The following is a 21822-nucleotide window of genomic DNA, read 5'->3' as shown; positions in this document are numbered from 1 at the left end:
GACACTGAGAGGCACCCCCACCCCCGAGCCTGGCACACCTAGGGACGCCACCGAGTAGCGCAAGGCAGGAGGCGCCGAGTGGCTCCCTAGCGCGGGTACAGTGCTATCTCGTCTGCCCATCCACTCGACTCGGAGGCCCGCGTTGCGTGTCAAGCAACTCGTCAAGCGCATTCCGCTGATCGCCCGACGAGACGCTCTCATCAAGAGACTCAGAAACGAGAATCGTGAACTCCGTCGTCAGGTCGGCCGGTTGGGTGGCCGGTTGGGTGGCCGGATAGCCGCGGCTGACGAAACCGACTATGGAACAGTGGCTGAGCAGGCCGACTTGGTTCGCCGGAGCGGGCTGTTCGACGAAGCCTGGTACCTCGAGCAGGTACCTGGGGCCTCGGACCCACTCGAGCACTACCTGACGGAGGGTTACCGAGCCGGCCATACCCCCCACCCTTGTTTCGATAGCGAGTGGTACACGGCTCAACCTCAGACTCCCGAACCACTTCGAGGCCCAGCATTGGTTCACTACCTCCGCGAGGGGGTCGGTGCTCGAATCTCACCGCATCCGGTGTTTCGGGCAGATCTATATGCCAAGGCCCATCCAGAGAGCAAGCGTCATCCAGGTGGGGCGCTGGGGCACTTTCTGAGCGGTGACGTCGCTCCATTGCCCGCAGTGCTGGGACTTCCGAACCTGACTTCCGCATCATCCTTTCTTCAGGCTGGACGTGCCACGGCCCGTCGCATCCGCGCGAGTCGCGGCTATGAACACCTGCCGCGAGAGACAGAAGACTTCGATGAAGGCGCCGAAGCATCCTTCAAGGCCGAACTTCGGAAGTACTCCCTCTCGGAGGAGCCTCTCGTCAGCGTGATTCTGCCGACCAAGGACCGGGCGGCCGTGCTACCAGACGCCGTCCTATCCGTACTACGCCAGACATACACCCGGTGGGAACTGATCATCGTTGACGACGGTAGCCGCGATGCCACCCACGAGGTCATCGCACCTCACCTTACTGATTCCAGGATCCGGCTCATCACACATGAGACGAATCGGGGCATCTCCGCGGCACGCAACACTGGGCTGGGAGCGTCGAACGGGACATATGTCGCCTTTCTCGACTCCGATAACACTTGGGAGTCAGACTTCCTTGAGTTGATGGTGCGCTTCGTCCTCCATGGTCGGCATCGCGCCGCATACGCGATGTCCGCCTTGGAGCACCGCGAGGGAAGGAAGCGGACTCGGTATCGAGGCATGCCCTACTCGCGTGAGGCGCTGCGTGAACGCAACTACATCGACTGCATCGTCATTCTCCATGAGCGCGGGCTTCTGGACACGGTCTGCGGTTTCGATGAGTCATTGCGTCGCAATGTGGATTGGGACTATCTCATCCGCCTTTCGGAAGCCACAGATCTCGCCTTCGCCCCCTTCGTTGCGACCCGTTACGACCTCTGGGAAACCGGCACGGAGCGAATCACGACTGATGAAGTCGCCAGTTACAGGTACTTGATCAGGCAGCGACTCCTCGTGGACTGGGAGGCGGCCCGCACCGAAGCCCGCGACCCGGCTCTCGTATCGGTGGTCCTCGTCGCCAACGAGGATCTTAAGGCCACAACCAGGACAATCCACCGAGCGCTAAGGAGCGCGAGGACAGAGGTCGAGGTGGTCGTGGTTGATAGCAAACTAAGTGCGGCAGAGGCCACGCAACTGGGGTTCACCTTCTGGCAGAACTCGCGGGTGCGGATTACCCGGCTCAGTCAAGAACTTCCGATGGAGTTGGCGCGCAACGTCGGTGCGGTCCAGGCTCAGGGCGCCACTCTCATCTTCTTGCCCGAGTCAACATGGGTTGCGCCCGACTGGGACGGCCCGCTGGTGGACGCGCTGAACGAATTCAGCGCTGTGCAACCGCTGGTGCTGACACGGGAGGGCACGGTGTGGTCGGCCGGCGTAATGCGCGCACCCAACGGCGCTGCATCCGCACTGTTCGCGGGACTCGCTGGCGACGCACCCGAACTCCGCCAGGTTCGTCCGGTACCGGGAGTTACTCCCTTGGTCGTTGCTGTTCGAGCGGATGAGTTCCTCGAAACCGAAGGATTTGACCCACTCTTCGTTCAAGACCCTCTTGGGCCAGACCTCTCCACTCGGCTCGCGAGGTCGACCAATCGGCCAAGTGCTTCCGTCGGTACGAGTGTCGTGGCCCTCGAGAGCGATGAACTCCCCACCACGCGCGCGTCGAGGTGGGTATCTGCGGCAGACAATGAGCGTCGCACTGCAGACCGATGGCAAGTCGCACCAGAGGCAGATCTGGCGGGGCACTCCGTCGCCGGGTTCAACCGCGACAACGACGGGCGGCTTAGGAGCGTACTGGTCCACGACCGGCCCGGTCGGCCGTTACGTTGGGCTATCAAGATCGGGGCGCCTGACGTACCTCGGAGGGCGCGTTGGGGCGACTGGCACTTCGCGCAAGCCCTCCGTGATTCCCTCGAACGCCTCGGGCACCAGGTGACGATCGATTGCCGCGACGCCTGGTACCGGGAAACGTCCTATCTCGATGATGTCGTGCTGTCACTTCGGGGCCGTGGTCCATACCGAATCAACCCAGCCCACGTGAACCTCCTCTGGGTGATCAGCCACCCAGACGAGGTCTCGATCGCCGAACTGCGAGATTTCGACTTCATCTTCGGAGCCTCGAAGCGCTGGTGCGAACGCGTGAGCCCGCGGCTTCCTCAGCCCGCACTTCCACTGATGCAATGCACCGACCACCGGCGCTTCAACCCCGGTGCCCCCGACCGAAAACGGGTCCATGAAGTTCTTGCAGTCGCCAACGCCCGCGGACCTCGGCCCGTTATCAGTGCTGCTATTGAAGGTGGCATCGTTCCGGCCGTTTACGGCTACCGCTGGCAAGGCCTGCTCCCTGCTGACGCCTGGAAAGGTGAGAACATTCCGAACGACGAACTGCCTGGGGTCTACCGTGCCGCCGGCGTCGTGCTGAACGACCACTGGGAGGACATGCGTCGGGACGGACTGTTGTCGAACCGGCTCTTCGATCTGGCGGCTTGTGAGGCACGCATGATAAGCGACTACCTGCCGGAGATCTCCGACGTGTTTGGTGACGCTATACCCACATACTCTGACCCGCAGGAGGTGCCCGGACTCATCCGCAGTGTCCTTTCCGATGGCGCCGCCCGCGAGCAGGCTCGGCGTGATCTCGGTGAACTCGTGCGAACAGAGCACACTTTCGATGCACGCGCCCGAGAGATCTCCGATCAGGTAGCCAACGTGATGGAGGCGCGTAAGCGGTGATTGACTACCCTGTTGTAGGCCAACAATGGCGCGACCTGCCCATACCTGCGTTGAGCGCATGGGTCCCTGAACTGAGTGTCTGCGTTGTCCTCCCTGCCCGCGATTGTCAGCAGGAACTCAACCTCACTCTCGCTGCCCTGCGTCAGCAGTCCTACCCAGAAGATCTGTTCGAGGTCATTGTTGTAGATGATGCCTCCACCCCTGAGCTGGATCTTCCACCGATCGCCCCACGCCAGACCCGCATCATTCGAGTGGGCGACATGCAGGCACATGGCTCCGGCCGGGCACGAGATCGGGGTGCTCGCTCGACCGAAGCCGACGTACTGCTCTTCCTCGATGCCGATATGGTGCCCGACCGATGGCACGTGGAAGCCCACGCCCGTTGGCACCACCTCACTCCCCATGCCGTCGTGATCGGCCGGAAATGGTTCGTGGACTTCCAGGGGGTTTCAGCCGACGACGTCAGCCACGCTGTTGCTGACGACGCCCTCGAGACCCTGCTTGAGGGCCGCTCGCGGCAGAAACACGGCTGGGTCGAACACGTCATCAAGAGAAACAAGGCGCTCACCAACGATGCCGACGAGACGTTCATCGCGGTAGTTGGCGCGGACGTCTCGATCAGCAAGCAACTGTACATGCGCTGCGGCGGATTCCAGCCGTTCGGCCTCCGCGGAATTGTGGACACCGAGTTCGGCTACCGTGCGTTCACCTCCGGGGGGCTCATCATCCCCGACCGTGAAGCGATCGCCTACCACCAAGGCGCGCGGTCATTCGCCAGTAGTGGACAGACGATCAAGCGCGAGCGGCTGGGGCTCGCAGCCAATTACCTCCCTCTCCCAATGTTCCGGCCCAACAACTCCGGACGGCAGTGGCGTATTCCAACGGTGCAAGCAATTGTGTCGACCGAGGGCTCGGCTAGCGAAGACGTCCTCCTCACTGTGGATACGTTGCTGAGTTCAACATTCACAGACTTGAACGTGGCAATAGTTGGGGAGGTTCCCAGTTGGTTGCGGGACTACTACGCGAACGATCAGCGAGTCACGCTCGAAGCGGAAGTGTCAGTCTCCGGCTTCCCAGCACCCGTCACACTGGCGATCAGTCCGGGCGTCCAGGTCGGGCCCAATACGATCGCCAGTGCGCTCGAGCGGCTGCGCCAGGGAACTCCGCTATACGCTCAGATTGCCCCGGGCGTGTCCTTCACAATGCGAACCACCAGATCGATAGAACGTTCGGCCTTTCCTCAAGCACGGAATATCCCTCTCGAACCGGCAGAGGTGAATGCGGCCGATTTGGGAGTAACGCGTACCGAACACCACGTGAACCCTCAAGGGCTGATCGTTCTCGGTCCAGCACCCCCCTCCCCCGAACCCGCAAAGAAGAAGAAGTTGAGTGTACCCGCGCGAGCACGTCGCAAAGCCCGTCACATCCGGCGACGGATCACCAGGGGCGTCCGCCGCGTGTTCAACGTTCGGCCCTCTTAATCGGCAAACGCGGGAGCCAATAGATCACCGTGCCACGTCGGCGAGACGCCGAACATGCCACGAAGGTGCTTGCCTACCGTCTCCGCGTCATATTGTCCCAAGGCTTCCGCTACGGCCATTGAGCGTACTTGGAGACGACCTGGGTTCAGGCGCACCGCGACCTCGTCCGGGAACTGGAACGGACGTGGATCACCGATGACGAGTCGACGAATTTCCCGCACATCATCAAGGTAGATGCGTTCGATCGAGCCGGTGGCAATGAGTTCGCGCAGGACAGGCGTGATGGGGTCCGCTACCGCCCGCAGGACATGCAGCGACTCGGTGTGCACCACGCCGACGCGGCCACCTCTCGACGCGACCTGACTCAGGTAGTCCACTATTGCCTCGTCGGCACACTCGCTACGCCAATCAGCGATCACGCACAGATCGAGAGCCCCCGGTGGCTCCCCATCTTCGGGATGGCGCTCCCAACGCCGGGGCGCCGGAAACGGCCTCGGCGCATTCGGGTCGAGGAAAGCGGATCGTTGACCTTCTCGAATCTCCCGATGAAAACGCTCTTGAGACTCGGTGTATTCAGATCGGGCCCCGTGACGCCAACCCGGCGCGAAATCTGACGCGGACAGGGATGCGTCGTGCGAGAGAAGGACAGTCAATGCATGCCTCGGCAACGTAACGATGGATCCACCGAATGCCGCCTCGAGGCGCATGGCGTACTCGTTATCAGCGGCCTTTCGTACCGAGTCGAAGAAGCCGAGCCGAATCAGCCCGGGAAAGGTGCGCACCATCAGCGAGGAGGATGCGACCATCCGGCCACCGCGTCCGATACGGCTGAACTCCACCTCCGGCGTTGCCCGCACACCCGAGCCCCGGGTGGCGATAAGTGCTGGGTCACTGAGGAGAGGAGCCACGGATAGTTCAAGTCGCTGCGGATGGATCCAGTCATCGGAGTCGACACACGTGAAGAAGTCACCAGTGGCCTGGCGCAGGGCCATGTTCCGGGCCCGATACGTCCCACCGTTGACCGATTTCCGGATAACCCGCACTCGGCCGTCCATACGTTCGGTTGCCTCAAGTACTCCAGGTTCAGGCGCCGTCGAGGCGTCGTCAACAATCAGAAGTTCGAAGTTCTGCCATGTCTGTTCCACAACCGACCTAACCGCAGTAAGCAGATGTCGATCCGGGTTGTAGCAACTCATGACCACCGTGATCCGACGCTCATGGGTCACCGGACGAAACGCGCCGGCAGTGAGGCGATCGAATGGTGTCTCACCATCGGATCGAAGTGCCACAGGCAATAAAACGCCCCCGTAGAGGTTCTCGTTGAGAGCGGCGAGCCACGTGGCCTCATCGCATCCAGGGCGTATCCACGGGTTGACGGCATCGGTTTGGCCCAATTGGCGTACGCCACGCCGGAGCGGCATTGTGTCGAGCACGCGATCTACCGTCTCGAAGTCACGCTCCTTGAGCGCGAGGTGAAGCAATAGTTCAGCGTCAAGACGATCGAAACCTGACTCCCCGTGGGCATCCAGGACCGCAGCGAGCAAACCCCTCGCGGCATCGCGATCGGTTGCGGTCAGACTCTGCGACGCAATGACGTACGCATACTGCAAGGCGCTGAGACGCTCTAGACCTCTACCGAACTCTCCCATTTCGGCACCGCCGCCCTGCGTCCGAAGGTACTGAAGAGCGAGTGTCTCCAATTCGGCCGCGCTATGGCCGGGCAAGACGAGCCGAGCAAGGATCTCACGCCCTGCCCGAGATCGAGTACGCGTTAGCGATAGCGCCAGCGCAGGAACGTCGTGCCGCGCCGTTTCCAGGTAGGTCCTCAATGCATCAGGCATACTACGCCGACAGCCGTCACTGTGACTGCTTCACATCACGCGGATCGTTCGGGGCTCCGCTTCCTCCCGCCGGCGGAAGACACGCCTCCAACGTCCGGACGGCCTCATCCAGGCTGCCTTGGGCTCGCTCAAGCCTGCCCTCGTGCTGGGCCTGGATGACCCGAATCGCACCTAAGAGATCCTCATGTGTTAATCCGTCGGCCCTAGCCGGGGGTCGCTGCAGAATCGCGACTTGGCGGTCAATCTCCTTCTGCCAACGTCGTGATCGTTGGCCGTCCCTGCTTACACGGCGATGGACATCGAGAGCGACAGCGGATGCCACAGCCGCTGGGGTTGCAAGAAGGAGCACTGTCAACTCGTACCAGCCGATCGCGTAGGTGATTGGCGTAGCAACGACAGCCAGCACCACAGCGACCAATGCTGCCGGTCTCAACAACTTTGACAATCCAACTTCCCCTCCTCCGACGACCGCCTCAGACTACACTCACCTCCCTCGGGCCGCCGCTCTCCTGCAAGTACGGGCTCTTGAGCGGGCGCAATGCCTGAGAAGCAGGACGACTCAAGGCCGACCTGGCCTCGACTCGCGTCCAACATGGGCTTCGTTCGACTACATTTATAGTATGACTGACGGTAGCCACCCATTCCCGCGGGGCTTTCTCTTCGCCCCTTTCGGACTGGACGTCTCACCGCCACCACACTTTTCGCCCAGCGTCGCTATGAATAGTCTCTTTATAGACACCTTGGCTACCGTCGACTGCGCGAACGACGAGGCGGGCCACTCGGTCGTAATCATCGGCACTTGCATCCCCAGTCAGCCCCAGGGTCCGCAGCGATCTTCCTCAATCCTCCTTCAAGCGCTCCAGCGGGATGAGTCCACGTTTCTCAAAGCGCTTGACCAATTTGTCGGTCGACACGCCATCTTCTATACCCGTGCGGGCTCCACGCGGGTCGTAGCGGATGCGACGGCTATGCGGTCGGTATTCTACGCGGCCGGTGGCGGCGCCGTAGCATCCCACGCATACCTCGTTGAACGAGCGCAAGGTGGCCCGATTGGGCGGAGTAGTCTTGTCTTCCAATATGGCTATCCTGGTAATCACACACCATATCCACGCACGCGGCTGCTCACTGCAAACACAATCCTCGATGCGACAACTGGCAAGGTATGTCGATTCTGGCCCGCGCAGACGCCTGGGCTACGGTCGGTTGAGGACGCTGCGTCCGAGATTCTTTCTAGATCCGCACATGCTCTCCGGAGCCTCGCCGAGCGCAGGCCAATAAGGCTAGCACTCACTGCCGGGCTAGATTCGAGAACATTACTAGCCGCCGCCCTTCATGCAGGTATTGAGTTTGAAACATACACCTACGACCAAGGTGGTAGCACCGCAATTGATCGTCGATTTGCAACCGATCTGGCGAAAGCGATCGGCGTAAAGCACACCATCGTCCCTACCTCGACACATTCCGGGGACCTGGCCGAACGGCTTCAGGTGGCACACTATAGTGCACATCACCCAAAGGCCGTGGTTGATTTACACGCGTGGATCCGGGATCCAGAAACCGCTGCCGTAACCGCGAACCTGCTAGAGATTGGCCGAAGTTTCTATTTTCCTCGTCGAACCGCCGGGCTCGCTGCGCCCATCTCATCCAAGACGATGGCTCAATTGCACTACACGGCTATGAGTTGGCGCGTCCGGCGGCAGATAGACACCAACGGAAGCGAGAACTACTTCAATGTTGCCGAACCTGCCTTCCAAGACTTCATTGACGACACTGCTTACAGTCCGGGAATTATCGATCCGTTCGATCAATTCTACTGGGAGCACCGCATGAGCACATGGCACGGCCCCGCAATGGTTGAACGCGACTTCTATGCAGAGCCATTTATCCCATTCAATGCCCGAACGATCTTCATGGCTATGCTCGGGATACCACAAAGTGAGCGAGATATCGGCTCTCTCCAGTACCAATTAATTCGTTCAGTTAGTGAGGAGTTGCTTAGACTCCCAATTAACCCGAAGCGCTGGCCGCCACCAGTGTCCAAAAGTAGTAGTAGGGTTGGTGCGACTTAAATCCCACGGAAGGTTCCGATAACGCTATGCTTCGCGCGATGCTGCGACGACTGGGGCCGCTTGCGTGGCGTGATGCTCGCATCGCAGAGCTCGAAAGCAAACTTCGGGAGCGACAAGAGCGCCTGGACACCGCCCGTGAAGAGGCACGCGCTGCAGGTGACAAGGCGGCATCAAGACCCAAGGCCACCGTTCCCTCTTGGCATGCGCGAATCATGGAGCAACAACGTGTCCAGCGGGCAGTCAACGCACTCAACGGATCCGACGATCACCCTCGACGCAATCTCTTTCGCAAACTTCACAACTACGAGGTTGCTCGTAGCCATGGAGTCGCCACGCCTCGAGTCCTTGAGATCTGGCCTGGCTTGCGTGAACTGCGATTGGATTCGCTGCCCGATGAGTTCGTCCTCAAGAGCAACGGCGGCTCCACTGGACGTGGCGTGCTACCGCTCGAGAGGACGAGCGAGGGCTTCCGGCTCGTGGATGGTACGCGTACCTACAGCGCCGAGGAGGTCATGTCTCACTTCACGGAGGCGCGGGGAGTGCGCCCACCGTACTTTGCGGAGACTCTTCTGCCAGGGGCGCAGGAACGCCTACCTGACGACATCAAGATCTATGCCTTCTATGGGGAGATCGCCTACGTGATGGTTCGTCGAATGCCGGCGCACGCCGACGTGACCCAGGGTCTCGCGCGGATGGTCACCCCAGCAGGCGAGCACCTCGAGGTGGTCCAGCGCTTCCGACCATCGGACGCCAGTGTGCCGGTCCCCGATCAACTTCCGCTCATGGTCGAAACCGCCAGGGCGTTGTCCCTCGCAGTGCCGCTACCGTTCATCCGCGTGGACCTCTACGCGGCTGGGACCGACGGGGTGATACTTGGCGAGTTGACGCCACTACCGGGCAACTCCCAGACGTTCACACCTGAATGGGGACGGCGACTCGGCGAGATGTACGATCAGGCCGAGGCGCGCCTCCAAGTGGATCTGACCCATGGCCGTCCCTATCGCACCCTATACGGTGAACATGACCGTGACCTGACCACCTCCGTCCGCCGCACCACCACACCGCCTCAGCGGCCGAACTGGTAACACAACCGGCGACCAACTTGATCTCATGAGGGAGTGGGTTTTCAGGTTCCGGTGACCGCGAGGTGAATGGAATCGCCCGACGTCTCGGACTCCCATCCAGGAGCGGTTCGCGTGCGCCATTCGCCATCGATATGCGAGACGACAGCCCACACATACCTCGGCAGTTTCGTGTCCTCTCTGGTCCCGGTGAAGGTGGCTCCGCCAGGGAATGAAGCACGAATCTCGTTAAGCAGGCCTTCTGCCCCCGCCGCTGCCGTTGGGCAGTGCACCACCGCAACGGCGTCGGCCATTTCGGCGTCCGCCTCTCTTCGGACCAGGGCAGAGAGAATGCCCACCTCCGCAGTCTCGGAGTGCACGTTCATAGGGAGCCGAGTATCGCGCCGACTGAACGTCACATGTCCTCTTGTCACTTCCGCCGCATTGGAGATCTCCAGACGCGAACCGCGCACCACGGCAAGTTCATCGAGTACTCGGCGGGTGAACGTCGCGCGACTCCATCGTTCATGCACACGGCGCCGGGTTAGGTGGCGCTGCCTTGCGACCCTGGCGGGATCCGCCCTTAGTTGCCTAATCAGGTCGACAGTCTCGGAGGGATTCGCGTAGAGAAGGGCGTCTCCGAACGTAGGTTCGTGCTTCGGAGAGGCAATGACAAGTGCGCCACTGGCAGCCGACTCGAGCAAGACCCTGCCAAACGCTTCATAGGCACCTGGATCGTCCAAGTAGATGACGACGTCCAGCGACTGGAGGAACTCCTTCACAGGGACAGACCCCTCGGGGAGAATCGACCAGTTGGGAGGTACGACGCCGCCGTGCTGCTCAAGCAGAGTTCTGACCGTCCTCGTGGCCCCCATGAGTCGGACGTCAACGGCCGTCTCGAACCCATAGCCTTTGAGGAGGTCCTCGGCGCTCGAAGGGAACTTGATACCGGTATCACGGGAGTACCGCCCTACGACGAGCCCTGCTGCAGGAAGTGGGTCGCGCTCTACGTACCACTGCTCCGGGTCAAGGATGCCGGGATTGTCCCAGGAGGCGATCACCTCCCGCGGGAGGAGTTCGGCGAGAAGTGCTCGGATCGTGGGACCCTGCGGGACCCACAGTGGCGCTACGCCAAACAGATTTCGCGTATGCCTATGGACATCGGCGGGCACGTACCTCTGATCCGTTCCGTCCGATTCTGCAGGTGCCTGATTAGCCATGATGAGAACGCGCCCGGGCTGCAAGGCGTTCGTGATATCGGAGGGGAACTGAAGGATCGGTGGGTAGCGAACTATCAGCAGGTCGACATCCACGTCCTCGTCGAGGAAGACCAGTTCTGCATCGCCATCACGTAGCAACTCCCGTAAAGGTTCGGATAAGGGCTCGTCCTCATCGCTACGAAATCGCATCGCCTCCACGTGCGCAACGCCAATCCGGAAACCTTGGGCGAGAAGGGCGCTGATCTCTTCCATCATCGAGACCTGGGGGCCGCCATGGCGACGCCAGTCACCCAAGAAAACCACATCGAACCGGCGCCTGTGCGAGTACTCCGGGTCTCCCGCCTTCGCCCAGCGGTGGACCCCGAAGTGAGGCGATGGGTTCTCGGGCGCTCGGTATGCGTCGCCGCCCACGGAAATGCTCTGGTGACTCATCCCGTAGGACTGCTTGTAGGCCCACCGGGCGGGGTGTCGCCATCCGAATGAGAAGTCTGTTGCGGACAAGGAGTCTTCGGTTCGTCGTAGAAGTGTCAGGGCGCGCCCACTGAGTTCATGCACTGGCTGACCGAATGCGGAGGCTATCCGCGATAGGTACTCCGTGTCAGCCCCCTTCCTTGCTGAATCGAAAAAGCCTATTCGCGCTGGAACTTCTGGAAAGCGGAACATGAGGGATGAAGCCGCCGGAAAATGAGGACTATATCCAGGCCGGTTCAACTCCAACTCTTCTGAAACCCTCAGCCCGGGACCAAGCGTGGCTGGAATCGCCCGGTGCTGAAGCATCGGCAATACTCCCGCGGTCAATCGGTCAGGATGCGCCCAGTCGTCGGAATCCAAGAAGGTGACGAAGTCCCCACGCAGAAGCCGCATGGCCGTGTTCCGCGCTCGATACGTCCCGCCGTTCACCGCCTTCCGGATCACACGGATTCGGTTGTCGAGACGCTCTACCTCGATCAGTAGGGCTCGAGACTCCGGCTCCGTTGAGCCATCGTCTACGACCAACATTTCCCAGTTCTCCCACGTCTGCTCTTGGAGTGAACGTGCAGCAACAAGGAGGCCCTGGTCCGGGTTGAAACAACTCGTGACCACACTGACGAGCGGTCCGTGCTCGCGGGTCGGCACGAGTCCGTGCAGGCGGTCGAAAGGCATCCCGTGGGAGTCCCGGAGGGATATGACTCGCCGTCGTGATGAGAAGTCGACTGCCTCGTTGAATAGTTCAAGGAATCCTGGCGCCGACTCAACTTTGGGAGAATACAAGAACGGATTCGCCAAGTCTGAACGGAGCGAAGCCAGAATATCCTTGGGTATTCGACTCTGGAGCCCCCCACGAGAGAGTTGGCGCTCCAACTCATGCCAGCGCCGGTGCTTGGCCAACAACTGCGCATACAGCGTCACGTCTCGGTCCGCCAGCCGAGGCCCGTGCTTGAGCCCGCGCAGGAAGGCAAGCAGTTCGATTGCCGATTTCTCCTTCTGCGGAGTCTGGTGGGCGAGCACTCTCGCGTACAGGCCCGCTACCCGCGGATTGAGCACCGCGCGGTTCTTTGCGGGACCGCGCCGCTCAGGTAAGGCTTCAAGTTGTTCTGGGTCGAGATTGCCCCCTGTAGCAAGGTGGGCCAAGATGGCGCGACCCGCAATCGACCGAGTACGCAGCAGGGTCTTGGCCCACCGATCCGGCGGTCCGACCAACGCAGCATGGTCGGCAACGACATTCCCGGTTGTCAGGGGACGAATGCCTGACTCACGGTGCCGTCGCATTTCGCCGCGATTATTCCTGGCGATCATTACTCGCAGCGAGCCTGTCCACTGCTGCCTCGACGTTCGCCTCCAAGCGGTCTAGCCGACCCACATACTGCGCCTGGAGAAGTCGAACAGTCCCGAGGAGATCAGCCTCACGGGGCAGTGGATGGGTCGGAGCGATCGGGGGCGTCCGCTCTTGTTCGCGCATTTCTTGTTCGCGCATTGACTCCGTTGCAGAACGAAGGGCCCTGTCCAGTTTCTGAAGTTGACGCTCAATTCGGCGTAGCGAAGTGACAGCTCCAAGTGCGAGCACCGCAACAACCAGCACCATTGCGATGGCCACAATGCCGGCGATGCGCTCGCTCCCCGCAACAACCGCGAGCACGGCAGCAGCCGCGATTAGACCGAGAACGGCTACCCCGGTGAGAAACTTCCGCGATCGCATACCCAGATCCGCTCCCGTTCGCCCTCATGCTGGTCGCCGCCAAGAATCATTCGCAGTCTAACGCTTGCGCCCGTGGCATCTGCTGCTACTGCTTACCTCGGGTCGTCTCCTACCTGCTGCAGTTCGTTACGATCGCTCCAGACCACCGATAGGGGACAGAGACTGTGAGTAACCGATCGCAACGCCCGGGTCCGCCGGACGAGTCAGGTGTCTCGGTGGACTTCGATGTCGTGATCGCCTCCGACCTCCGGTTCCCCGGAGGGACCTCACACAGCATCGCCGAAGAGATCGTGGCCCAGCGTGCAGGTGGTTACACCACCGCGCTCGCACATCAGAACGGACCCCTGATCAAGAAGTTGCACCCGGTGAACCCGATGATCCGACGCCAGGTTGAACGCGGGGCAGCCGAACTTCTGATTCGGCGCATTCCCGTCCGCGCCAGGGTGCTGGTATTGCGCCACCCTGCCGTGGCTCAGACCGCACTGGACCAACTACCACCGATTGAGGTGGAGACGGTGGTGGTCGTGGCGAACGCCGGACCGCTCGATATCGACGGGGCGCGGCACTATGACCCGGCAAAGGTCGATGCTCAGGTACGGGCACATCTGGGCCTCGATCCCATCTGGGCACCCATCGGGCCCCTTGTCCGCGCCGAGATAGCGTCGTTCGTACCACCGGAGCGACTAACAGACGCCGACTGGGTCAACATTATCGATGTTGATACGTGGGCCGTGGACCGACCCGGCTGGAACGGCACCAAACCGGTCATCGGGCGTCACAGCAGGCCCTCCCCGCAGAAGTGGCCTGAGGACGCCCGCACCCTTCGGCAGGTGTATCCCGTGGACGGCGTCTGGGACGTACGGGTACTCGGTGGTGCCGACGCCGTCGAACGGCTTCTGGGTTCGACTCCCAAAACATGGACCGTCCTACCCTTCGGCGCGGTCCCACCGCAGGACTTCCTGGCAAACCTTGACTTCTTCGTCTACTACCACGACTCCCGCTGGGTGGAGGCCTTCGGGCGCACCATCCTGGAGGCGATCGCCAGTGGGCTGCCCGCGATCGTCCCCCCGCACTTCCAGGACCTGTTCGGCCCCGCGGCCCTGTACTCCGAGCCCCCGGGAGTACGTGCGCTGGTCGACGGTCTACGCGCTGATCGTGATCGCTACGAGGAACATGTCCGCCAAGCACGCGAGCACGTCCGGGCCACCTTCGGTCACGAAGCCCATCGGGCCCGGCTCGCGGCCCTCATCGGGCCCCCCAGCACCGAGCCGAGCGCCCAACCCAGCCCGATCGAGAAGCGATCCCCCTCGCCCGCGGGCCCTACCCTCCAGGTCAGTGACTCGTCCAAACCACGAGTACTGCTGATGTCGAGTAATGGCTCCGGCATGGGACACCTCACGCGGCTCCTGGCTTACGCCCGCCGGCTCGAGGACCGGGCCCAGGCCCACTTCCTCTCCATGTCGCAGGCGGCCCCCGTCGTCGGCACCTACGGCTTCCCCTACGAGTACCTGCCGTCCACCGGGGCTCTCGCGATGGCACCCAGCCTCTGGCACGAGATGTTCGCCGAGCGTGTCTCCGACAGCCTGCGGCGGATCCGACCGGAGGTCGTCGTCTTCGACGGCACATGGCCCTACAACGCCATCCCCACCGTTCGCGAGGCCTTCCCGAACGTGCGATGGATATGGTCGCGGCGTGGCATGTGGCGCGAGGGCGCGAACACCGAGCAGGTGAAGAAGGCACGCTGGTTCGATGAGGTGATCGAGCCCGGGGACTTCAGTTCCGCTTACGATCGCGGCGCCACGAACGCCGCGCAGGCCACGCGCTTGGACCCCGTCACCCTCCTGGACCGGTCCGAGCTGGATGACCGCACCACCGCCCGCCGCGCCTTGGGGCTGCCCGTAGAGGCACCGATGGCGCTGATCTCGCTCGGCGCCGGCAACATCAACGACACCAGCGATGACATCGGTGCCGCCACCACGGCGCTGCTGAACCTCGGGATCGACGTCTGCCTCACCCAGCCCGAGATCGCCGAGGCTGCGGCGAGCAACGAGCATGTGCGGCTGATCCGCGACTATCCCCTGGCGCGCCGCTACGCAGCATTTGATGTCGTCATCAGTGCCGCTGGGTATAACTCCTTCCAAGAGTTGATGCGGATGGGGGTGCCGAGCCTGCTGGTGCCGAACGAATCCACCGCGCTGGACGATCAAGGGGCACGCGCCCGGTATGCCGCAGACCGGGGGTGGGCGCATACGCTCGAACGCCTCACCGTCGAGACAGCCCAACCCCTGCTCGCTGACCTCATCGAACGCGGTGCGGACATGGTCGGCGCTGCCCAGGCCGCCGACCCGGGCAACGGTGCAGCGGCGGCCGCCGACATCATCCTGGGTGCGGCAACAAGTGAGGAGAGGGGCCGATGAGACGCGATACCCCTCTGCATTGGGCGGTTCGAAGGGCCCGTCGGGTGCCCGGTTATCGGACGGTCCGAACCAAGGTGCTCGACCGGATGCGGGAGAGCGACATGGCACGCGATGCCGTCACGCGCATCTTCGCCGGATCCTCAGGTCGGGGCCGCGGGGTTCCCCAGCGCTTCCCGAAGGCCGGCAACCTACTCGCCGGTGTGGGCGTGGACCAATTACCCGTTGCGATGTTCTCTTTGATCGGAATCGACCCCGAAGCAATAGACGACGTGATCGACGACGTTGCCCGGATGCAACTCCTGAGCGCTTCCTTCCGGCCGGTGATCGTCCTCGATCAGCCGCGTCTGGACGCAACCCGGCGGTATGGGTACGCCACCGAATTGATCATCGGTGAGCACGCGTGGGACCCCGATCAAGGCAACTGGCAGGACTACGCCACTCGACGGCTCAACGACATCGTGCGGCGGTTCCACGTGGCCGCCACTCTGGATGTCAGCGGCGAGGGACTGACACCCATACAGCGGATGCTGCTGGACGCCCTCTCCTCGCACTGAGGTAAGCCGGTCGCACTCACCCCATGTCGAGTAATTGCTCGATCGCGTTGACGCGTTTACCGACGAGGCTGCGTAATTGCCTCACACGCCCTGCCGCTTGAGCACGGCCGATGGCATCACCGCTCCATGCGATATAGCGCACGTGTGCCAGCGCGATCTGCTCGGTGAAACTGTAATGCGACTGGTTGCTGCGCTCCGGTCGGTTCAGGCCTCGTCGCAGAAGGCCGGCCGCCTCGGCCGGCTGTGCGCAATGCAAATGGACCTTGGCCACATCGAAGGCGATGGGGAGCCTGCCGGAAAACTCTCAATCGATCAACACCACCCGGCCTTGGCAGGATCAGGACACACTACCGGTTAAGCCAGTCGTTACCCTCCGCAGTGCCCCCATGTCCCGCCAACCGTAGAAGCCGCTACCAGCCGGTATCGTGTCGACCATGCCGGAGACCAGAGCGCGGACACGGCCGCGGCGCAGTGAAGTGCGCACCGCGATCCTCGACGCCGCCATGGAGGTCTTCGCCGCCGAGGGATTCGACGGGGCGAGCCTGAACACGATCGCCTCGGTCGCCGGTTTCACCAAGGGCGCGGTGTACTCCAACTTTGACTCCAAGGACGATCTGTTCCTGGCCCTGATCGACCGGCAGGTCACCCGGCGCTCCGAATTGGTCCTGCAAGCCCTCACTGACGTCCAGGGAGACCAGAGCACCCTGGCCGCAGCCGTTGGTGAGCGGCTCACGCACACCATCCACGCCGATCCCCAGTGGCAGATCCTGTTCTTCGAGTTCTGCCTGCGGGCCCTGCGCGATGAGGATGTACGCACCCGGTTCGTGCAGCACCGGCGCGAGGTGCGTGCCAAGGTCGCCGAAACTACCGAGACCCTGCGCCACCGGCTGGGACTGACGGCGATGTCCGCGCAGTCACTGACCCTGCTGGTGATGGGCCTCAGCAACGGGCTGGCGATCGAAGAAATGGTCGACCCCGGCGTGGTGCCGTCCACGCTGATCAGCGACATGCTCACGCAGATGCAGCCTCATCCGCCGGCTCTCGTCGCAGAGATCGCTCAGGAGCGCCAGCGCCAAGCCGCCTTCCGCTCCGAGCGTGATGCCGCTCGAGCAGATGAACAGAGCCTGGACGTGCGGCAGGAACAGCAGGACTGGGACGAAACCCTCTCTGATGGCCTCCCCTGAAGCACCGCGCAGGGGTGAAGTGTGGCTGGTTTCGCTCGGCGCTAGGCGGGAAGGCGAGCCTGGCAAAACCCGACCCGCGGTTGTGGTGTCAACGGATGCCCTGCGTAGCGCTGCACCAAGGGAACTGATCGTCGTCGTGCCGTTGTCAAGTTCGTCAACCCCGTCCGCTCTGCGGATCGAGGTCGAACCCGGGGTGAGCGGTCTCGACCAGCCGAGCCGGGCGATGTGCAGGGCTATCCGGTCCGTGGCGGCCACGCGAATGGAACGTCGCCTTGGCTGGGTTCTTGATACCCAGATGCGCCAGATTGAAGCAGCACTCGCCCTTATCCTCGAAATCCCGTCGCCCGAAGTACCTTAGCGGGCGCTTCCGCTGCGCGCGTTACCCGCTCCGTTGGGCATCAGGGAAGCGCCGGGCCACTCCCCGGCCGCGCGTCGCCGACGTCGGCGGCTGCTTGACATCCGCCCGCAGCAACTGGATACTGCCCGGTATTCAATTCCGGCCGGTATCGAAAGGCGCAGCGACAGCGCCCGTCGCCCACGCACCGGCACCCCCGCACCGACCGGACCCAACAGAAAGAGACGCTCGTGGACCAGAACCCACTGGTGGACATCGTGCTACCGCCTGCGCTGTTCATCATCATGGTGGGCATCGGCCTGACGCTGACGGCACGGGACTTCTCCCGGGAGTTCAAAGGGCCCCGCGGCATGATCCTCGCCACGCTCGCGCAGGTGCTGGTGATGCCGCTGATCGGACTGGGCCTCGCCGTCGCCCTTTCCTTGCCGCCGGTTCTGGCCGTGGGCCTGATGATCATCGCCGCATGCCCGGGCGGCACGACCTCCAACCTCATCACCTACCTGGCCCGGGGCAACGTGGCACTGTCCATCGTGTTGACCGTGATCGCCAGCCTGGTCGCCGTGATCACGCTGCCGATCGCCACCAACCTCGCCCTGCAATGGCAGCCCTCGGTGGCCGATGGGGTGGCCGAACTCTCGGTGCTGAGCACCATAGCGACGCTGGTGGCCGTCGTGCTGCTGCCGGTGAGTATCGGGATGTTCATCCGCCATCGCTGGCCCCGGCAGGCGCTGAAGGCCGAGCGCGCAGTCTCGGTGCTGGGCACTGTGGTGCTAGCGATTCTGATCATCGGCATCATCGTCTCGCTGGGTGATGAGGCGTGGACGATGCTGGCCCAAGCCGGTGTGGCCGCGGTGCTGCTGAGCCTAGTCGGCACGTTGCTGGGCGTAGGACTGGCCCGGCTCGCCCGGCTGCCCTTCCGCAGCCTGCTGGCCGTCGGGGTGGAACTGGGCCAGAAGAAATCCACCCTCGGCATCCTCATCGGGGTGACCATCCTCGGCTCCCACGAATTGGCGGTTCCCTCCGCCGTGTACGGGTTGGTCTCCTTCGCCTCGGCGCTGTTGATCATCGCCTACGGGCGCAAACGGATCAGCAAGGCCGAACACCTGCGAACCCTGGCCGCCGAGACCGTCGGCGGCCACGCCCCGGAAACGACCGAGGCCGCCGGAACGCCGTGAGGCCCGCAGCAGAACGCACGACGGCGGTCACAACCGCTTGGCAAGAACGTCAAGGAGAGCACGTGGTAGAGCAAGTGGCACCGGATGCTGCACAGGCAACGGACCTCGACCCTTCGGCCGCGCTGGCCGACCTGTTGGAACCGGTAGGGCTGAGCCCTGAGGACACCGGTGGTCAGGTCACCTTCGCCGGGGCCGATCCGATGGTGCCGGAGAAGGTTCGCCTGGGCGCAGGCATCGGCATCCCGATGATGGCCGGTGCCGTGGGCGCTGCCGCCCTGCACCGGATCCGCACCGGGGTGGGACAGGACCTGCACCTGGACCTTCGCCAGGCGATCCATCACGTGGTACCGCACGCCTTCTGGCGCCCCACCCTCAACGGGGACCTGCCCGAACACGCGCTCGTGGCCGACAACCCCTTCCTGCTCGACCCCTACCGCACCAAGGACGGGCGCACCGTCATGGCCTGCGGGGTCTACCCGCACATGGCGGCCAGCTGGGGACGGTTCCTAGACGTGCCACCGGACAAGGAGAAAGTCGCCGCCGCGTTCGCGCGCTGGGATGCCTTCGAACTGGAAGAGGTCGCCAACGCCGCCGGCTTGCCGATCACGGTGGCCCGCACGCCCCAGGAGTGGTTGGACCACCCCCAGGGTGCGCTGCTGGCCTCCCAACCGGTGATCGGCCTGAAGCAGATCGGTGAGGAAGCGGTGGCCGACTTCGGCCCCGCGCAGCGCCCGCTGGATGGCATCAAGGTGCTGTCCTTCACCCACGCGCTGGCCGGACCTACCGTGGGGCGCACCATGTCGGAGCATGGGGCGCAGGTGCTGTGCGGCACCCGGGCCAACGACTACGAACACACCTTCATCTACGTCCAGGCCAACATCGGTTCTCGCAGCGCGCTGTTGGACCTGAGTTCCGAAGCGGGCCAGCAGACGTTGCACGAGTTGCTCTCCGAAGCCGACGTGGTGGTGAACAACCACCGCTACGGCAAACTGGAACGCCTGGGCCTGGCTCCGCAGGACCTCGCCGAGAAGTATCCGGGCCTGACCAAGGTGTCCATCACCTGCTACGGCAACGAAGGGCCCTGGGCCGATCGCGGCGGATTCGACATGAACGGCTCAGCCGCCTCCGGGCTGATGAGCGTCAGCGGCAGCCCCGAGGAGCCCAAACTGCCGCTCACCGGGATGATCAACGACTTCATCACCGGCTACGTCGCCGCCGCCGGGGCCACCGCCGCCCTGGTCAAACGCGCCACCGTAGGCGGGAGCTGGGAAGTGTCGGTCAACCTCACCCGCAACGCGATGTGGGTGCTGGGCCTGGGCGCGGTTGACCCGCGCTCGGCCAAGTCCGATGCCGCCCACACCTTGGGCGAGCCGAAAACCTTCAGCGGTGACACTCCGCTGGGTCGGCTGCACTTCCCCGGCCCGCAGGTGGACTTCAGCCAGACCCCACCGGCCTGGCCCGCCCCCGCGCTGGTGCCGAGGGGCTCCAGCCAGCCGGTGTGGCTCTGAGGCTGCCAGGGATCCGGATCAAGGCGAATTGCTGGCTTACGCCACCAGACGGCTCAACGACATCGTGCGCCGCTTTCACGTCGCGGCCACCCTCGACGTCACCAGCGCCGGGATATCTCCCACGCAACGGATGATGCTGGCCTCCCTCGCATCTCACTGAACACAGCGCAGAGGTCACCCCATCTCGAGCAACTGCTCCACCGCCCCCGCGCGCTTACGGATCAGGTTCCGGAACTGCTGGACCCGCCCAGCCGATTCCGCACGCACCTTGGAGGTGCCGCTCCAGGCGATGTAGCGCACGTGGGCGAGAGCGATCTGTTCGGTGAAACTGTAGTGGGACGCCCCAGCGCGCGCCGGCCGGTGCAAGCCCTTCCGAAGCAACTGAGCGGCTTCGGCCGGGTCTGCGCAATGCAGGTGGATCTTGGCGACGTCGAAAGCGATGGGGGTCTTGCCGGAGTACTCCCAATCGATCAGCACGACGCGTTCACGCAGTTGCATGATGTTGCTTCCCACCAGGTCACCGTGGCCGTAACTGACTTCGACCAGCCGGTCCTGGCCTACCAGGTCCCGGACTAGTCGGTCCAGATCACCGGTCAGGTCGTGCGCCGCTACCGCCTCGCGCCACCGCTGCGGAAACTTCTCTCCCAACACCGTCGAAAGTTGCTGGTCGGTCGTTCCGTAACCGTCGTGCAGAAGACGTAGACCGGACCCGACCTCCTCGGCGAGTCCCTGCAACGGTCGGCCCGATCGCGGGTGGGTACCGAACAACGACTCCTCCACCAAGTACCGTGCCGTGCGCAGGCGACCATCATCGAAGACCTGCGGCATCAAGCCCGGGGCGTATCGGTGGACATGCCGAAATGCACTGAGGGTGCGTTCCACCCCGTTGTGCGGACCGCCCGCCTGGAACCGGATACTGACCCCGGCAGGTTCGTAAAAGGCACGTAGCCGCACATGCCGGTCCACGTCGAACTTGCCGATCTGAACCACGTCCGCCAGTGCCGCTGATCGCACCTGATCGGAAGGGCTTCCGTTCGGTCGAATCACCCGCGGCAACTCCTCGACCACGGTACCTTCCCGCCAAGCCGTCCGGCCATGCAGCCGCCACACGTGGCGACGAAACCCGCCCTTCAAGACCGAACTGCGGCGTTCAACTCCGGCCACGCTCCACAGCGCCCGGCGCCACCGGCTGCTCGATCGCCGTGGCATCAACGGCGGTCCAGTCCGACCGGTCCCACGGAGGCTACGGGAACCACCACTGGTCCGTTGCCTGGATCGGAGCACTGGGGCATGGGTGGGTGTCCTTACCAAGACGACTGCGGTGGGCCGACCGGAGCCTCCCCCGAGCCGGTCAGGCGACCTGATCGGCCCACCCTACCGAGCACGACCGGACTGACCGCACGATTCGCAAGCCAACCGCTCTTGCCGGATTTTCACCCCACCCCCACCCGTCTGTGACCCACCTCACCTCTATCCACAGAACCTCCCCCCG

The 21822-nt window shown here is 63.3% G+C and carries 14 protein-coding genes; 10 read left to right on the top strand and 4 right to left on the bottom strand.

Annotated elements, in window-relative coordinates; genetic code table 11:
• The first annotated feature begins 142 nt into the window (after window positions 1–142).
• Together ACO0LU_RS07110 and ACO0LU_RS07105 are read left to right on the top strand one after the other, a co-directional pair.
• Window positions 143–3289, top strand: coding sequence for a glycosyltransferase (locus ACO0LU_RS07110; protein ID WP_424790698.1), 3147 nt, complete (start codon window positions 143–145; stop codon window positions 3287–3289).
• Complete coding sequence (locus ACO0LU_RS07105) at window positions 3286–4770, top strand: glycosyltransferase family 2 protein (protein ID WP_424790697.1); 1485 nt, start codon at window positions 3286–3288, stop codon at window positions 4768–4770. Before ACO0LU_RS07110 ends, ACO0LU_RS07105 begins: the two co-directional genes overlap by 4 nt.
• Here ACO0LU_RS07105 and ACO0LU_RS07100 read toward each other — a convergent pair.
• Window positions 4767–6419: a glycosyltransferase family 2 protein gene (locus ACO0LU_RS07100; RefSeq protein ID WP_424790696.1), complete on the bottom strand. Its 1653-nt coding sequence runs from the start codon at window positions 6417–6419 to the stop codon at window positions 4767–4769. The genes ACO0LU_RS07105 and ACO0LU_RS07100 overlap by 4 nt on opposite strands.
• Window positions 6420–8131: 1712 nt before the next feature.
• Between ACO0LU_RS07100 and ACO0LU_RS07095 the strand changes: the two genes are divergently transcribed.
• Together ACO0LU_RS07095 and ACO0LU_RS07090 are read left to right on the top strand one after the other, a co-directional pair.
• Entirely contained in the window at window positions 8132–8680 is a 549-nt protein-coding gene (locus ACO0LU_RS07095; protein WP_424790695.1) for a hypothetical protein, read from the top strand.
• A 38-nt stretch (window positions 8681–8718) separates the two neighbouring features.
• Window positions 8719–9765: an ATP-grasp fold amidoligase family protein gene (locus ACO0LU_RS07090; protein ID WP_424790694.1), complete on the top strand. Its 1047-nt coding sequence runs from the start codon at window positions 8719–8721 to the stop codon at window positions 9763–9765.
• Between the two features lie 41 nt (window positions 9766–9806).
• Here ACO0LU_RS07090 and ACO0LU_RS07085 read toward each other — a convergent pair whose 3' ends face one another.
• On the bottom strand, window positions 9807–12485 hold the full coding sequence (locus ACO0LU_RS07085; RefSeq protein ID WP_424790693.1) for a glycosyltransferase: 2679 nt from the start codon (window positions 12483–12485) through the stop codon (window positions 9807–9809).
• Between the two features lie 867 nt (window positions 12486–13352).
• On the opposite strand from ACO0LU_RS07085, the gene ACO0LU_RS07080 reads away from it, so the two are divergent.
• On the top strand, window positions 13353–15554 hold the full coding sequence (locus ACO0LU_RS07080; RefSeq protein ID WP_424790692.1) for a glycosyltransferase: 2202 nt from the start codon (window positions 13353–13355) through the stop codon (window positions 15552–15554).
• Window positions 15555–15655: 101 nt separating this feature from the next.
• A complete protein-coding gene (locus tag ACO0LU_RS07075) occupies window positions 15656–16108 on the top strand; it encodes a hypothetical protein (protein ID WP_424790691.1) in 453 nt (150 codons plus the stop codon).
• Between the two features lie 16 nt (window positions 16109–16124).
• Here the strand turns inward: ACO0LU_RS07075 and ACO0LU_RS07070 are convergent, their stop codons facing one another.
• A complete protein-coding gene (locus tag ACO0LU_RS07070; RefSeq protein ID WP_424790690.1) occupies window positions 16125–16379 on the bottom strand; it encodes a hypothetical protein in 255 nt (84 codons plus the stop codon).
• 163 nt (window positions 16380–16542) lie between these two features.
• Between ACO0LU_RS07070 and ACO0LU_RS07065 the strand changes: the two genes are divergently transcribed.
• The 4 genes from ACO0LU_RS07065 (at window position 16543) to ACO0LU_RS07050 (ending at window position 20330) form a co-directional block, all read left to right on the top strand.
• Window positions 16543–17292 (top strand): TetR/AcrR family transcriptional regulator, encoded by a 750-nt coding sequence (locus ACO0LU_RS07065; RefSeq protein ID WP_424790689.1) that lies wholly within the window; start codon window positions 16543–16545, stop codon window positions 17290–17292.
• Window positions 17207–17650: a type II toxin-antitoxin system PemK/MazF family toxin gene (locus tag ACO0LU_RS07060; RefSeq protein WP_424790759.1), complete on the top strand. Its 444-nt coding sequence runs from the start codon at window positions 17207–17209 to the stop codon at window positions 17648–17650. The genes ACO0LU_RS07065 and ACO0LU_RS07060 overlap by 86 nt, the downstream gene beginning before the upstream one ends.
• 227 nt (window positions 17651–17877) lie before the next feature.
• Window positions 17878–18822: a bile acid:sodium symporter family protein gene (locus tag ACO0LU_RS07055; protein ID WP_424790688.1), complete on the top strand. Its 945-nt coding sequence runs from the start codon at window positions 17878–17880 to the stop codon at window positions 18820–18822.
• Between the two features lie 62 nt (window positions 18823–18884).
• Entirely contained in the window at window positions 18885–20330 is a 1446-nt protein-coding gene (locus tag ACO0LU_RS07050) for a CoA transferase (protein WP_424790687.1), read from the top strand.
• Window positions 20331–20504: 174 nt separating this feature from the next.
• Here the strand turns inward: ACO0LU_RS07050 and ACO0LU_RS07045 are convergent, their stop codons facing one another.
• Window positions 20505–21377: a phosphotransferase gene (locus ACO0LU_RS07045; RefSeq protein WP_424790686.1), complete on the bottom strand. Its 873-nt coding sequence runs from the start codon at window positions 21375–21377 to the stop codon at window positions 20505–20507.
• Window positions 21378–21822 lie beyond the last annotated feature (445 nt).

The organism is Pseudactinotalea sp. Z1748 (assembly GCF_049725185.1).
In the GTDB taxonomy this organism is placed as follows: Bacteria; Actinomycetota; Actinomycetes; order Actinomycetales; family Beutenbergiaceae; genus CALKWS01.
This window is presented reverse-complemented; position numbering and strand designations above follow the sequence as displayed.